A 14,470-nucleotide genomic window follows, 5' to 3' on the forward strand; every position below is an offset into this window, starting at 1 on the left:
TATGATTATTTATATTCTTTGTTAAGTTTTTTATTCTTAGAATCTCTATTTCTTGTTGATTAAGAAAAAGAGCCTATTTTTACTTTACGACGATGGATGTTTTACTATAGCCCTCTTTTAATTTTTCAACTTGTAAAATTGCCGGCATTGCTGCTTTTAACTCAGAAACATGGGAAATGACCCCAATCATTCTTCCTGATTTTTGGAGATCGATTAATGTATCAATGGCCTTCATTAGCGATTCTTCGTCAAGGGAACCGAATCCTTCATCGATAAACATCGTATCGATTTTTACATTGCCTTGGAAACTTTGAATAACATCCGCCATTCCTAAAGCAAGACATAAAGAAGCATTGAATTTCTCTCCTCCTGAAAGGGATTTTACATCCCTTGATTGCCCAGTATACGTATCATACACATCTAAGCTTAAACCACTTTGGCGTCCATGGGATTCTTGACGGTCTGAACATTGTAAGTAATATTGACCATTGGACAAATTTTTCAATCGAATGTTGGCTGCTTCCGTAATTTGCTCCAAATATCCCATTTGAACGTAGCGTTCAAAGGATATTTTTTTACTATTTTGACCGCGGAGCAAATTATATAAGTTAATAATTTGATTCGACTTTTCTTCTAAGTGGAAGATTTGGTCCGCTACATGATCAAGTTTTTCTGAAAAATCAATCCCATGGCGCTCACAATCCTTTGAAGCATTTAACCTTTGTAATGCTTTTTCATATTCATCCTTTAACCTTTGGACTTCCGTTTCTGCCACCGTTAAATCTACCTTTTGTTTCCCTTCTAACTCGATACTTTCTTCTTTTACTTGTGTGGATAATGTGTGTAGTTTTTTTGAAAACTCCATAAACAATTGATGTAAATTTTGAATTTCTTCATCCGTTCGTAAAGACGATTCAAATTGTTTATAATTATCGAATCCTGCATCAGCCATCGATTGTTTAAATTGCTCTTTGGCATGCTTTAACTTTTCTTCTAAATGCTCAATATTTTTAGTCGTTTGTTTTACGCCTTCTTCAGTTGTCGCAACAAACTTTTCCACTTCTAATAAATGCTTTTGGACCTTTTCCCATTGTGCCAATAAAGCATTTTTTTGAACTTCCGTTTCCTGGATTCCCTGCTGTAATTGACTCAACTCTTGTAAATGAGGAGGAATCGACTTTTGTTGTTCCGAAAGGATAATATTTTCTTTTAAAAGCTGTTCATTTTTTTGTCTGAAAGTTTCTTCCGTTTGTTTTCGTATGCGCTCTAATTGTTCATAGTTTTCTTTCATTTGTTTTAATTGTTTTTTATATTGAGCTAGTTTATCCATTCCTAATTTTACTTGTTGCACGTTTTCATTTACCGCACTCAATTGTTGAATGAAAGTGTCTTCATTATCAATCGAAGCTTTTAATCGTCCTAGCTCTAGTTCATATTTTTTTACTTGCTCCTGTAATGTATTATAATTCGCTTCAATGGAATATTTCCGTTGTTCTACACTAGCTAATAAAGACTTCCTATTTCTTAATGAATTTTCATCCACTGCTTCCTCGTGATTCAAATTTACTTGCTGATGGTCGGTACTACCACAAACAGGACAAGGTGTTCCTGGTAATAACTTTGTAGCAAGAAGGGCAGCTTGGTTACTTAACCATTTCTTCTCTTCCAATTCATAATCTTTTCGAGCCGCATTATATTCCTCAACAATCTTTTCATATTGCTCTTTGAATTGATTTGCCTTAACCACTAACTCTTTGTAACGGGCGAACGTATTCACGACTTCTCGCAAATACACTTGCTGCTCAAGAAGCTCGTTTAAATTTCCCGTTTTTTCTTCTAATTGTTCAACTAAACCATTTATGCGAGTCATTTGCTCCTTTTCAGTGGCTAATTGTTTGTCCACCTTTTCGAAGATCGTTTTTGCACCTTGTACTTCCGTTTCCAAAGAATGGACGATTTGATTTTGTTTTTCAATTTGTTCATAAAGGGGGACAAGCTTTTGAAGTTCATTTACTTTTTGGGCTAATGCATCCCTTTCTGATTGTTTTAAAGATTCCCGTTCATAAGCATTTTGGGCATCCGTTAAATCTCTTTTTGCCTGTTCCAACCGCTGCATCATTTCCGAAAGAATCTGTTGCTGCTTCACTTTGTCCTGATATAAAGCATGGCATTGTTGATTTAAAGGTTGAATTTTACCCGCGGAAATGGCAGCTTCATATTCTTTTTTCTTTTGCTCATAAACCGGTTTCTGTTGCTCTAATTGCTGTAATGTCAGCTTCTTCTTTTCGTAGGAATCAATTCGATCATTTAAAGCTTTAGCAGCCAAAAAATGATTGTACTTTTCATGATGATTCTCAACCGCTTGCTCATAGTTTTTTTGATCATCTTTTATTTTTTGTTGATAATATTTGATTTCCTCATCTAGTGCATCCTGGATTTGATAGATGTTTAAATTTTGGTCTAATACAGTAAAGAGAGTGGAATCCCTTCTTGGAAGTGCCCCTGCAATTTGAGCTACGTAACTATTTTTCAAAGTTCGCGCTCTATCTAACTCTTGGTCGGCCAATTTCTTCTTTTCTTCTAACTTTTGCGTCATCTCGCCGTATCGATTTGTTTTAAAAATTTTACGCAAGATTGCTTCTTTATTATCCGATTGGGAGGTTAATAGTTTACGGAATTCCCCTTGAGGCAACATGACAATTTGACTGAATTGGTCGTAGGTTAAGCCGATAATATTTTCTATTTTGTCATTAATATCCGTTACCTTTTGACGTTCCACAGCTGGTATTTCTTGTCCATTTACAATTTCAAACAGCTCATATTTTTCACCAGTAGCTGTTTTCCGCCCCTCTTTCACATGAGGAAGTTGTCGTAGTATACGATAAATTTTTCCATGGATTTCAAAAATGAGTTCTACCGCAGTATGTACATTATCTTCTGCAAAGTCACTACGTAACATTTTCGTGTCTTTCCGGTCCTGGCCACTACCAAAGCCATATAAAGCAAAACAGATTCCATCAAAAATGGTCGTTTTCCCTGCACCTGTCGAACCTGAAATGACAAATAAACGGTTATCTTGTAGCTCAGTGAAGTCAATTACTTCTTCATTTTTATATGGGCCAAATGCTCTCAATGTTAATTTAATTGGCTTCATTTCACGACCACCTCTTTTGTTTCCCGTTCTTCTTTGAGCATTTCTTGTAAAACTTCCTCAAATAGTTGCTGAGCAATATTAGAAGGTTCTTCTCCTAAAATTTCTTGATGAAATGCTTTAAATAAACTAAGCTCATCCATTTGTTCCCTGCGAATGGCTTCTCCTTGTTCTGATGACTCTAATCTTGGTAAAGTTTTACGTTCCACATGCATGGCATTTGGGTAAACCGTTCGAATTTGTTCCATTGCCCCTACCACTGGAGTTAGATCGGTCAATCGAACAAATACATAGTCTTCACTGATTGGATGTTTTAATATTTCTTGAATAGATCCTTCAACGATTCGTAAATCCCTTCTTGGACGGAAAGGACGCTTTTCGACTGACACTTGTCCGTCAGCATCCAATTCAACGATTAAATAACCTTTTTCATGATTGGCTTCCGATGCCGAATATTTTAAAGGTGATCCAGCATAACGAATCGTTTCATTCAAGACATAGTGGGCTTTATGTAGGTGACCAAGGGCTGTGTAGTGAAAAGGTTTAAAATGTTCTGCACTGACGCATTCGGAACCACCTATCGCTAAAGGCCGTTCGGAATCGCTTGTATTGTCTTCTTGATCTCCATAAGGTGTTACAAAGGCATGTCCAATAAATACATGCCGTTTTGATTTATCCATTTTTTTCTCAATGGACTCAATGACCTTTTTCATCGCATCATCATAATTACTAATATTGTTATCTTCAAAAATATGTTTCACTAAAGAAGGCTCAGCAAAAGGAACTAAATGAAAATGGACTTCTCCAAACTCATCATTCAATACAATCGGTTGTAAATTGGACGATAATTCCCCAACAATATGTAAACCAGCCTCACTCATTAACTTACTTCCAAACTGCAAACGTGTTGGGCTATCATGATTTCCTGCGATACTTAATACAGGTACTTTTCGTTTCAATACAATTTCAGCTAATAGTTCATCTAATAAATCAACTGCTTCAACTGGAGGTAATGCCCGGTCATATAAATCACCGGCAATAATGATCGCATCGGGTTGTTCTTCATCAATTGCTTGTAAAAATTGCTCCAATACATAACGTTGATCGTCCGTCATGTAAATCCCTTGTACAAGCTTTCCTAAATGCCAATCTGCGGTATGAAATATTTTCATAATTGTCGTACCTCCATTCATCTTTTCACCATTTTATTTTTACTATTGTAACATTTTTCGATTAAAAAAAGGACCACTTCCCACGAACAAACATTCGCAAAAAGTAGGCCTTTTGTTAGGTAATTTTTAATTGTTTTACTTAAAATGCCCAGTTTCCTTTTCGGAAAATAGGGAATTCTGTACCGTCAGCTAATATACCATCGATATCCATTTCAGCGCTTCCAATCATAAAGTCCACATGTGTAATGGAAACATTAATGCCTAAAGACTCTAATTGTCCTTCTTCCAACTCCCGGCCACCTTCATAGCACGTTGGATATGCTTCCCCGATAGCTAAATGGTTTGAGGCGTTTTCATCGAACAATGTATTGTAATATAAAATTCCCGAAGAAGAAATAGGTGATTGATGTGGCACTAGAGCTACCTCACCTAAGTAGGCAGAACCTTTATCTGAAGTGATTAATTCTTGTAATAATTCATTTCCTACTTCGGCTTTTGCATCAACAATTTTTCCTTTTTCAAAGGTTAAAGTGAATTTATCGATAATATTTCCTTGATATGCTAATGGTTTCGTATTGCTAACCGTACCGTTCACACCATATTTCGCTGGTAATGTAAATACTTCTTCTGTTGGCATATTGGCAATGAATGTCGTATTGTCCGGTGTTTTACTACTCCCTGATACCCATAAATGCTTATCTGGAAGTTCAATTGTTAAATCTGTTCCAGGAGCTTTATAGTGTAATTTAACAAATTTCTTTTCATTTAATTGGGCTGCACGGCTTTCTAGATTATTAACATGTTCGTGCCATTTTTCAACGGCATTCCCTTCGCCGATTCGAACCGTTTTGAAAATTGCTTCCCATAAAGCGGCCATTTGATCTTCTTCAGGTAAATCTGGGAACACTTTTGCTGCCCATTTTTTTGAAGGAACCGCAATAATGGACCAAGCAATCTCATCATTCATTACTGCTTTGCGATAACGGACTAACGCATTTCCTGAAGCCTTTTGTTGAGCTGAAAGTCGAGAAGTTGGTACACCTGCTAGTAAATCCGGATCTTCTGCATCAATCCATAGAAGCGCACCTTTACGGTCAATTAATTCATCGCGTTGGGCAACAATCCACTTCGGAAATTGGCTAAATTCCTCTTCTGCCCCTAATTCGTAAAACGCTCGGGTAAAAACCGGATCACTTAAGTTCACTTGAACTCTTCCAGCTCCTGCCTCATAAGCTTTTTTTACTACGATACGAGTAAAATCAAGAGTGTCAGTGGAAGTATTAATCAGTAAGTATTGCCCTTTTTGAATGTTCACTCCTACTTTTACTGCTAATTCAGCATATTGTTCCAATTTCTCTTCAAAAGTCATGTCATTTCCCCCTCTTTTGTGAAACTGTTTTTGAATTCCCTTCGATTACCTGTCCTTGATACCAAACTTTTTGAACTGGTTTTACATTTAATTCACGCGTTAGCTTTTTATACGTTTTTTCATCTTTGTACGAAAGCAATGTCATTACTTCTCCATCGGCACCCGCACGACCTGTACGACCTGAACGGTGGGTATATTGTTCAATTGTATGAGGAACATCCACATGAATCACATGGGTTAACCCTTCAATGTCCAAACCTCGGGCAGCGATATCTGTCGCAATTAAGATACGTGATTCCCCTTTTCTAAAAGTATCAAGAGCTTTTTTGCGTTCTTCTTTTTTCATATCGGAATGTAATGTTACGACTTTAGCGTCCCGATATTTTAATTTTGTTTCTTTCATTAACACTTGGTCAATGTTATTGACGAACGCTAAACCACGCAAACCTTCGATATTTGAGAGTCTTCTAAGCATATCTGTTTTATCCCGCTCATCCACTTTTATAAAGGAATGAACAACTTTTCCTACTTGTACCATATCCTCAGGTTTAATCTCAATTAAAACAGGCTCAAACATCATACGGCTCGCCACAAGTTTAATTTCATCTGTAATAGTTGCTGATACAACGACAATTTGTCTTCCATATGCAGCACCTTCTATAAAGGATTTGACAATCACACGATATTCCCTGCTAAGTAATTGGTCACATTCATCAAGTACGACCGTTTGAATTTCTTTAAGTTTTAATTTATTCGCCCGAGTCAGTTCATTTAAACGACCTGGCGTGCCAACTACAATCGTTGGTTTTTTCTTCAGCTTTTCAATTTGTCGTGCAGAGTTTGCTCCACCGATTAATTGCTGAACTGTAATATCCGTACCAGCTGTCCATTCTCGGATGACTTCAACAATTTGCATAGCTAATTCTTGAGATGGAGCAACAATTAAAGCTTGAGTTTGTTTTTTGCTTCCATCTACTTTATTTAATATCGGGAGAACATATGCTAGCGTTTTACCAGATCCCGTTGGTGATTCTGCTACGACATCTTTACCATCGAGCATTGCTGGAATCATTTCATCTTGGACTTTCATTGTTGTTTCAAATTTCCACTTACTTTGTAATGTTTCATTTAATAAATTAATAACAGACATTTACGTTTACCTACCTTAAGTTACTTGCGTTTAGTGTACCATATTATTGCAGAAATACTCGAAAATTCAACAACCTTTATATGTTTAATTTATTTCAAGGGAGAAATTACAAAAACTAATATACTCGATTATGAAAAACAGCTAGCCCCATTATATTTTTGAGACTAGCTGTTCGTAGATCCTTTAAGAAAATACTCGATTAACGAGCAGTTTTACATTTCGGACAAACTAATAAATTGGAGTTCATTTGAGATCCACAGTTTCTGCAAATGACTAATGTCATACTTTTATTTGTTTCTGCATTCGTTATTTTGTTTAATTGCTTTGATAGTTTTTTAACCTTACTAAAAAGGATGAAAAATAAAATGAAGGCAATTACACTTAAAACGATACTTACTATATTAAGTATTAAATTTAGCTCCATAGCTATACCTCCATCTATTCTTGAGCTTCTTCATTTGGCCGATTTCGTAAAATAAACCAACCACCGCTTGCTAATAATAGCAAGCCACCTCCGCCTAATAAGCCATAGAATAAAGGCTTATTGTTAAACCAGCGAACGAATAAATTTTTCGTAACAAGCAAGTTTTCCACGGCAAGTTCCGTTTCATTTCCTGCTTTATCTACAGCCGAAATTTGAACATCTTGAGTTTTAGTCGAATTATTCATATAGAAGGAATAATTTCCTTCGATGATGTCATATTCAACTTCTTCATCATTTACGAGAATATGAATATCACCTAATGCTAAGTTATCCACAACGGAAATATTCGACTGTTTCTTATCAACAGGATATTGCTGATCGTCTTCAATATCGAGTGGTGTAATGACCGGCTCTGTTTTATCCATAAAGAAGACAATCTCTGCCTCTTTTGATGAATCCGTCGTGTCATTTATATTACCAGCCATATCTTTTGAGTAGAGCGATACATTATATTTCCCGTCATTTACAAATAACTTTTTATCGATGACGTATTCATATACGCTCCATTTTCCGTTACCGCCCGAATGGGAAACGGTATAATCTGTTCCTTCAGCTAACGTTGTTGGAGAACCATTTTTCGCAAGTTTCACTTGTACTGTTTCCCTTGCTAAGTTATCCACATTAATTTCTTGAACGACGATGTCGATTTCCTTATTAATATAGCCGTTAATTATTTTTTGAACATCTTCGGAGAATAAGTAATTGGAACCGAATCGATTGACAGAATACATAATCGTTTGTTTCGTTTCATTACCAGCCATATCACGAACAGTAGCTGTTAATGTATAAATATCATCGTTTTCTTCAACCTTTTCAAAATTCGCCACGATAATGCTTTGACCGTTTTGTACATCTGCTTTCGTTGCTTTAAATTGTACTTCTCCTCGGTTCGCACCAACAAGTGATACCGAGACACCTTCTGCATTAAAGTTTGTATCGGAATAGGTAATAACTGGACTTACCTTATCTGCATAGGCTACTTGATTTTCGACACCTGTAATTTTGAGCTCTGGAGCAGTTTGGTCAATAACAAATTCGTCCATTACATAATCCGTCGCTTCATTACCAGCCATATCCATAAAATCAATGTCAAATGTGTAATGACCATCTTGACTATAGTTGATCACTGCAGTGTACATATCCCCACTGCGAGACCAGCTTCCAACTACTGGCGCTTGTTTTCCAACGCCATTGTCACTAGCTGAACTTGTAATTCGTACTCGACTTGGGTCAAAGTTGTGTTCTTTAACGGAAATAGTAGCAGTACGAGCCGAATTATAGTATTTTCCATTAACAGGTTCACTTGAACTGCTATAAGTTACATTCACTTCTGGCACTGTCTTATCAATTGTGAATTCATCTGCTTCATAATCTGCCGCTTTATTATTGGCTAAATCTTTATAGTCAATATCAAATGTATAGTCCCCATCTGCCGTATAGGCAATTCGTGCTACATGCTTAGATTGGTCTGGATTTTCTGCGTTATAAGAAGTTGTCCAGCCCGTTAGCTTTGGTATAACGCCGTCTGAATTTTGAATGGATGCCAGCACATCATCGGCATTAAAGTTTCGCTCAGTAATCGTAATTGTTGCTGTACGATTTTCATTATAGTAATCATTATTTTGTGGATCCGGTGAATTATTGTCATAAACAACGTCGATAGTCGGTGTTGATTTATCTATACTGAATTGGATTTTTTCAGTAGATGTATGACCAGCTCTATCCTTCATCTTCACATTCAACACAATATCATTACTATTATTTTTCACAACAATATTTTTTGTCATTTCATAGACTAAGTTCTTCTCAGTAGAAGTTTTTGACCAACCTTCTTTTGCCCCTGATAATGAACCATCATTTTGAATAACCATTTTTCCTGATTGGTTATTTTTTGTATCATATTTGGATACGACAGACCATTCAATCTCCGCAATTCCTGAATACGTATCGACGATTGACAGAGAAATCGGAACATCTTTGTTATATAAATCTTGTCCAGATTTCGTTTTTAACGTTGTATTAGGCTTTTCAATGTTAATATGAGTCTCTTTTTCATGTTGAGCTGCTGATTCAACAACAGTACCGTCTGGAGAAAAAGATTTTCCTGTATTTGTTACTTTATCTGTCGGAATTGCATAAATTTGACCTTTAAAGTTTTTCGGTACTTTAATAACAATTTGACTGTTTGTTTTAATTGGTGCAATTTGTCCAATTTGTGCTTTTGAAATTTCTTTTAACGAACCATTCGATTGAACTGCATAATATTTTCCGTTATCAAAATCGTGTAAGTACGCTTTGATGGATTGTAAGCCACTCGTTTTTTCATTTTTCACTTGTGGGTCATATGCTTTTACAATGACTTGTGTCTCTTCTTTAAAGTAAAATCCGTATTCATTAATTTCTACTACATTTTTTAATTCTTTCGTAGAATCAACAGCTACAAAGTTACCATTAGAAGTTTTCGTTAAAAATCGGTACTCATCAACGATTGGATTTGTAATATCTTTATAAATTGTCTTTTCTTTCTTATAGGTATTTCCTGCGTTATCTTCCACATACACGGAAATATGATAAGAACCATCTTCATTGATTGGAATTTCACTTGTTTTCAATTCATAAACTTGTTCTTCTGTTAGTTTACTATCATTCGAAGAAAAGTCTTTCATCAATTGATGCTCATTTACTTTGATGTCTACTTTATTTAATCCTGATTCCGCGTCTTTTGCTGAAACTTTAAATACCACATCACCATTGTATATCGATTGATCATTTGCAATAACACCTTTATTTGGGATGATATCGATATTGGCTACTGGCGCTACATCTTCAATTTGTACATAACCCGTAATAGATGCCATATTGGAATTATCCGTATTAATTAAAGCTCTTGTTTCATGGTTTGTATAATCCGTCAAAATGACTTCTATTGTCCCTTCATAGGAAGAGTCCTCAATAATAAATGTATTATTTTCTTTCGCCACATCCGAATCTACAAGTTCAATCGTTTTTCCTTCGTCTGAACCGACTAATTTGACTTCTTTAATCCCCGAGCCGTTTTCGTTATCTTTTGAATGAACTTTAATTTTAATTTTTTCATTAAAGAAAGTACCGAAAGTTAAGAAATTAATCGCTTTACCAATAGCACCATCGTTTACTGTAGATAATGTAATCGCAGGTTCTCCATCTAATTGAGGTGCCTCTTTATCAATATAAACCGTTTTTTCGAGCTCTGATTGATTGCCTGCATTATCCTCAACTATAACGGATAACTCATAGGAACCATCGTCACTAACATTCAAATCTTTAGTATTGATTGTATAAACTTGTTCAGTCGTTTTCTCTGAATAGTTATAAGACTGGATTTCTTTACCATTTATTAAAAGATCAACTTTATGAATACCAGCTTCTACATCATTCGTTTCTACTTTAAATGTGACATCTTGGCTGTAATACTCTTTTCCATGCAAGTTGATATTCGTTGTTTTTTCTGGCATATCAATCGTCGCTTTGATTTCAGGCGCTTTTTTATCAAATACGATACTACCTTCTTCATCAGCTAGATTTGAGTTCGTATTATTTATTAAAGCTGTGTATTCATTACCTAAATAGTCTTTTAATGTAATATTGAATGCCCCTTCAAATTGATCAGCATCAATTGTAAAGGTAACTTTTTCATTATCTTCCGTAGCATCCGTTTTAACTATTTCAACGTCACCGCTTGCACTTGTTATTTCTACCGTTTCGATACCTGAACCTTTTTCAGTATCAGCCGATTGAACGACAATTTTCACTTTTTCATTAAAGAAAGCACCGAAGGTAATAATATTTAAAAACTCCGCAAAGGATCCGTCATTTTCTTTTGTAAATAATATTTTATCCGTTAGTTGTGGAGCTGTTTTGTCTATATAGACTGTTTTTGTTGATGTCGTTTTATTACCTGCATTATCGACTGTCTCAACTTCTACCTGAAATTCTCCATCGTCTAGCGTATAGTTAGAAGTATTAATAACTGTACTAAAGCTTTTCGTAATTTGAGTATCGAAGTTCGCATTTTCTAGTGGAATCACTTCACCATTTACTTTCACTTCAACACTTCTAATTCCTGCCCCTACATCTTCAATTGAAATTGGTAATTCAAAATTGTCTTTATAATAATGATGTTCATCTCTTACGTAATTCGCTTCAGGTGCCTTCATTTCAACAACTGGAGCATCTTTATCTAAGACAATTTTTCCATCTTCATTTAATAGGTTGGAATTGGCATCTGTCACTTGAATTTCTTCCGTTGTGTTATTGTTATTATCTTTTAAAATAACCGAAAGACTTCCATCAACAATTTCATCTACCGAATCGACTTCAAACGTATAGACTGTTCCATCTTCAGACACCGATTTTGTTTCAATTTCTGCATCTTCATCTGAAGATTTTAACTGTACTTCTTTTACCCCTGATTGTGAGTCTTCTGTATTTACAGTTACTTCAAATTTTTCTGAGAAAAATGCACCAAATGTTAAAAAACGAATAAACCCTTCAATCAAATTTGTTTCGTCTTGAACGATGTTAATAGCGGCTTTTTCTCCAAGAAGGGAAGGTGCAGTCGTATCGACATTCACATGAACCATTTCAGTTGTCTTATTGCCAGCCTTATCCGTTACTTGTATTTCATATTTGGCTGAAGTTTTCATCATCTCTTCTGGAATATTAAATGAAAACTCATTTGTATCAGCGTTATATGTTGCATCGGCAAAAGCAGTTTCTGTTTCACTTACTAAACGATATTGAACTGTGGCAACATCCGTGGCATAACTTATACCTTGATAATCTTGCGGTTCATTATTAATCAAACCGGATACTTTTGTAACCGAACTATGCCAAATGTCTCCGTCTTCTGATTCATAACGGTTTTCACCAGAAATATCAATTTGTTCAAACTTTGGAGCCTCTGAATCAAAAACGATCGTTAACGGATCATTTAACTCAAAAGAATTTTTCTTAAAGATAGATGACTTAACGGATATCTTTTCAATTTTTATATTTTCTGTAATGTTAAATACTTTTTTATAATCTCCGTCATCTTCTAATTTAAATTTTTTTCCATCTTCGTGTGTAAAGGAAACAACTGCATCCTTTCCTAATAAGTAATACGATTGACCATCTTGTTTACGTAAGCTATCTTCCGATAACCCCGTAACCATAATTTTATTTTCCGTAAGCTGATCAATGATTGTATTTTGCACCGTACTTTCAAGTACTTGCAATTCGATTTCTGTCGTAACATTCAATAATTCGATTTTTAACTCGTTTTCAATATCAGTTTCTGAAACCGTAAAGAATTCACTTGTTAACTCATCTTCTGTTAATATTTCATTGTTATCTACATCTAAAGGTTGTAAAGTCTCCAAGCCTTTTATTATTTTAAAACCTGCGAAGTTCGTATCATCATTATTAAACTTCATTAAAAAGCTAATATTTTGACCGTGTGACACTTTATCTTCTGTTGTTTCAACCGAAATATTGTTGCTGCCCGTTACAACAAACGGATAAATTTTATCTACCAAAGTCGTTTTTACGTTTACATTTTGTTGAACTTTTTCAAACGTATAAGTTAACTTTGTTACTTGCTCTTCATATGTTTCTACACTGACATCATCTGAATCAATCAGTTCTGTTTCATCTATTACGAAACTACTAATCACCTTTGACGTTTCAGTAGGTTGAACTTCTACTTTAATATCTGTATTTGGATTTACTTTAATTAGTTGATTTTCAATTGTAAAATCTGATTCATCCGTATCAATTACATGAACAGTAACATCAGAATTAAATTCAATAAAATAATTTTGGACTGCAAAGGTAACTTCAATTGTTACATCGCTATTATATGAATCAAGCACTTTTTCAAAAGTTGTGACTTCATGCTTTTTCTTCTCAATTTGCAATGGTGTTAACCCTTGTAAAGATGTCTCATCAACTAAAGGAATCGAAGTACCGTTAATTTTAATATCCGAAATATAAGATCCTTTATCCGCATTCGCCTTCAATGTTACTTGGTCATTACTTTTAAACTCAATTGGTTCTGTTGTATCTTGATTATTTAAAGTTACCTGACCGGAAGCTTCATCCTCTTCATTGGATGTTACTGAATATTGATATGTTACTACCTCTTCACCAGTACCTGGTTCCGTTGGGGTTGGTTCCCCTTCACCTGGTAGTGGCTCTGTTGGAGTAGTTTCCCCTCCTCCTGGAGTCGGTTCGGTTGGAGTACTCTCTCCTTCTTCTGGAGTTGGTTCTGCTGGGGTAGTTTCCCCTTCTTCAGGAGTTGGTTCTGTAACAGTTGGGTCCCCTTGTTCTGTAGTCGGTTCGGTTGGAGCAACTTCCCCTTGTTCTGTCGTTGGCTCTGTCGGGGTAACTTCGCCTTCATTGGTGGACTCATTTGTAGTATCTTGCCCTTCAACAGCTTCTGCCGAAATGATTTGTGAAACCATATAAAATGGCATATTATAAGTGATTAAAGTAAAGGCAACAAAGAGGTAAAATATTTTTGTTAATAAATTAGTTCGCTTCTTTTCGTCCACGTTCTTCCACACCTCCAATAGTTTCATTTGTATGTACTGTTATTACTTCTTTTTCTAGTACAAACTCTTCATGAATATCTTCTGTCGCATTATTTAATTTCGTTATTCCTTCGTCTAAAACGGTCGTACCGCCGTCATGTAATGCAGTTGTCCCATATTGTGCACCAAGTACGGTCGTTTCCTCGATAGGAATAGGAAGTGCATTACTTGCTAATAATGTTGTTTCTTCTACTAAAAGTTCCGTTTCATCTCCAACGAAAACTTCTTGAGCAGTTGATGTTTTTGCTGTCGGGATATTGACTTGCTGCTGTTTGTCTCCTCTAGTAACTGGATTATTTGTAGAGACGGGATCATATTGGGTAACCCTTGAATAATTGCGATGGGCATTTTCAGTACTTTCCCGAATCTCGCGTATTTTTCTTTCAGCCGTCTTCCCAGTTAAATCATTATAAATAGACAAAATCCCCATTTTATAAAACATAATAATTGCCACTATTAATAAGAGACCTCCGAGGGAGTATCCTACAATGGACAAAATCAACCATATTTGTGCATCCATGTAATCGTCT

The 14,470-nt window shown here is 35.5% G+C and carries 7 protein-coding genes; all 7 read right to left on the bottom strand.

Annotated elements, in window-relative coordinates:
• Positions 1-79: 79 nt before the first annotated feature.
• The 7 genes from H9636_RS09460 to H9636_RS09490 all read right to left on the bottom strand — a co-directional run bounded on the left by H9636_RS09460 (position 80) and on the right by H9636_RS09490 (position 14,460).
• Positions 80-3,154, bottom strand: a complete 3,075-nt coding sequence (locus tag H9636_RS09460) for an AAA family ATPase (RefSeq protein WP_191707376.1) — start codon at positions 3,152-3,154, stop codon at positions 80-82.
• A complete protein-coding gene (locus H9636_RS09465) occupies positions 3,151-4,323 on the bottom strand; it encodes an exonuclease SbcCD subunit D (protein WP_191707377.1) in 1,173 nt (390 codons plus the stop codon). Before H9636_RS09465 ends, H9636_RS09460 begins: the two co-directional genes overlap by 4 nt.
• A gap of 139 nt (positions 4,324-4,462) precedes the next feature.
• Positions 4,463-5,692, bottom strand: a complete 1,230-nt coding sequence (locus H9636_RS09470; protein ID WP_191707378.1) for an aminopeptidase — start codon at positions 5,690-5,692, stop codon at positions 4,463-4,465.
• A gap of 1 nt (position 5,693) precedes the next feature.
• Entirely contained in the window at positions 5,694-6,842 is a 1,149-nt protein-coding gene (locus tag H9636_RS09475) for a DEAD/DEAH box helicase (protein ID WP_191707379.1), read from the bottom strand.
• Positions 6,843-7,041: 199 nt separating this feature from the next.
• Positions 7,042-7,266: a hypothetical protein gene (locus H9636_RS09480; RefSeq protein ID WP_191707380.1), complete on the bottom strand. Its 225-nt coding sequence runs from the start codon at positions 7,264-7,266 to the stop codon at positions 7,042-7,044.
• Positions 7,267-7,280: 14 nt separating this feature from the next.
• Positions 7,281-13,901, bottom strand: coding sequence for an Ig-like domain repeat protein (locus H9636_RS19375; RefSeq protein ID WP_191707381.1), 6,621 nt, complete (start codon positions 13,899-13,901; stop codon positions 7,281-7,283).
• Positions 13,879-14,460 carry a hypothetical protein gene (locus tag H9636_RS09490; protein WP_191707382.1) on the bottom strand — a complete coding sequence of 194 codons (582 nt, stop codon included), beginning with the start codon at positions 14,458-14,460 and terminating at the stop codon, positions 13,879-13,881. The genes H9636_RS19375 and H9636_RS09490 overlap by 23 nt, the downstream gene beginning before the upstream one ends.
• Positions 14,461-14,470 lie beyond the last annotated feature (10 nt).

Source organism: Ureibacillus galli (assembly GCF_014836845.1).
In the GTDB taxonomy this organism is placed as follows: domain Bacteria; phylum Bacillota; class Bacilli; order Bacillales_A; family Planococcaceae; genus Ureibacillus; species Ureibacillus galli.